Below are 2,474 nucleotides of genomic sequence, written 5' to 3' on the forward strand. Positions count from 1 at the left end.
GGGGCGGCGCCCGGGTGGGCGTGCGGGCACGGGTGAGCGGTGGCCGGGCGGGCCGTGGCGGGCGGGACGTAGGCGTGCGAGCCGCGGACCGGTGGGACGGTGCGGATGCCGTGGGGGCTCGCGGGGCGGGGGCACCCGCTAGATTGGGACGGATGAGCGATCCGGCTACACCGCCCCGTTCCCTCGCGGAAGCGCTCCGCGGGCGGGACGACGCCTCGCTGGCCGTGCTCCTGCGTGCCCGGCCCGATCTCATCACGCCCGTGCCCACCGACCTGACGCAGCTGGCGACCCGGGCCGGGACTCGGGCGTCGGTGGTGCGGGCCCTGGAGCGGCTGGACCGTTTCGCGCTGCAGACGGCGGAGGCGCTGGCGGTGGCGGCGGACCCGGCGGCCTACGGCGGGCTCCTGCGCCTGATGGCGGGCGACGCCGAGGACGCGGCGGTGGCCGGGGCGCTGCCGCGCGCGCTGGGCACCTTGCGCGAGCAGGCCCTGGTGTGGGGGCCGGACGACCGGCTGCGGCTGGTGCGCACGGCGCGCGAGCTGCTGACGCCGTCGCCGCAGCACCCCTCGCCGACGGGGCTGGGGCCCACGGTGCGGGAGGCGGCGGCCGGGATGTCGCCGGGGCGCGTCCAGGAGATCGTCGGCGCGGCCGGGCTGCCCTCGACCCATGACGCGGTGTCGGCGGTGTCGTCGCTGGCGGCGCTGTTCACCGACCGGCGGCGGATGGCGGCGCTGCTGGCGGAGGTCCCGGAGGAGTCCCTGGAGGTGCTGCGACGGCTGGTGTGGGGTCCGCCGTACGGGCAGGTGACGGCCGATCCGGCGCCCCGGCTGCGGCTGCTCCTGGACCGCGGGCTGCTGCTGCCGACGGCTCCGGGCACGGTCGTACTGCCCCGCGAGGTGGCCCTGCATCTGCGCGGCGGGCTCGCGCACCGTGCGACGGAGCCGCTGCCGCCGTCCGTGGCGGCGGCGGCCTCGCACCGTCCGCGGGTGGTGGACGCGGCGGCGGCCGGGCAGGCGTACACCGCGCTGGCGACCGTCGAGGACCTGCTGAAGGAGTGGGACGCGGGCGGTCCGGCCGTGCTGCGGGCGGGCGGGCTGAGCGTGCGCGACCTCAAGCGCACGGCGGTCGCGCTGGACGTGCCCGAGCCGGTCGCCGCGTTCTGGATCGAGCTGGCCCACGCCGCCGGTCTGCTGGCCTCCGACGGCGAGGCGGACGAGCGGTACGCGGCGACGCCCGCCTACGACGAGTGGCTGGAGCAGTCCGCCGCCCGCCGCTGGGCCCGGCTGGCGGAGTCCTGGCTGACGGCGACGCGCACGGCGGGGCTGATCGGCGGGCGCGACGCGAAGGACCGTGCGCTGTCGGCGCTGGGCCCGGGGCTGGACCGCTCGGCCGCGCCCGAGGTGCGGCACCGGGTGCTGACGCTGCTCGCGGCGCTGCCCGAGGGCGCGTCGCCGTCGGCGGAGGGGGTGCTGGCGCGGTTGCGCTGGGAGCGGCCGCTGCGGGGGCCGCAGCGCGAGGACGAGCTGCGCGGGCGGCTGGCCCGGTGGGCGCTTCAGGAGGCCGAGCTGCTGGGCGTCACGGGCCGGGGCGCGCTGTCGGCGCACGGCAGGGCGCTGCTCGGGGCGCCCGGCGCGGGGCGCCCGGCCGGTGAGGGGCGTGCCACCGGGCCCTCGGCGACCGGCCCGTCCGCGGACGGGTCCGCCGCGGCGGTCGCGGCGGTCCCCGTGGAGGCGGCGGTCCCGGCCGGTCCCGGGGACAAGCTCCCCGTCCGGCACGGGCACGGGCATCCGCATCCGGCCGTCGCGCCCGAGCCGCTGTCGGCGGCGGAGCAGGCGCTCGCCTCGGCGGCGGCGGCCGGGCTGCTGGCCCCGCTGCTGCCGGAGCCGCTGGACCACGTCCTGCTCCAGGCCGATCTGACGGCCGTGGCGCCCGGTCCGCTGGAGCGCCCGCTGGCCGCCGTGCTGGACGTGCTCGCGGACGTCGAGTCCAAGGGCGGGGCGACGGTGTACCGGTTCACGCCGGGCTCGGTGCGCCGTGCGCTGGACGCCGGGCGCAGCGCCTCCGACCTGCACGCCTTCCTCGCGGCGCACTCCCGTACGCCGGTGCCGCAGCCGCTGGCGTATCTGATCGACGACGTGGCGCGACGGCACGGCCAGCTGCGGGTCGGCGCGGCGTCGGCGTACGTCCGCTGCGACGACGACGCGCAGCTGAACGAGATCCTGGCCGACAAGCGGGCCGCGGCGCTGCGGCTGCGCCGGCTGGCGCCGACCGTGCTGGCGGCGCAGGCGGACCCGGGCGCGCTGCTGGAGGGGCTGCGCGCGATGGGGTTCGCGCCGGCGGCCGAGTCGGCGCAGGGCGATGTGGTGATCACGCGGGCGGACGCGCACCGCACCCCGCCGCGCACCGCGCCGGAGCCGGTGCCGGAGGGTCCGCCGACGCCGGACGCCACCTTGCTGGCGGCGGCGATCCGCGCG

The 2,474-nt window shown here is 79.7% G+C and carries 1 protein-coding gene; it reads left to right on the forward strand.

The annotated features are described in order from the left end of the window. Positions 1–152 precede the first annotated feature (152 nt). Positions 153–2,474, forward strand: a 2,322-nt coding sequence (locus tag SZN_RS36705) for a helicase-associated domain-containing protein (RefSeq protein WP_043735314.1), incomplete at its 3' end; no start/stop codon positions are given.

Origin of the sequence: Streptomyces zinciresistens K42 (assembly GCF_000225525.1) — a bacterium.
In the GTDB taxonomy this organism is placed as follows: domain Bacteria; phylum Actinomycetota; class Actinomycetes; order Streptomycetales; family Streptomycetaceae; genus Streptomyces; species Streptomyces zinciresistens.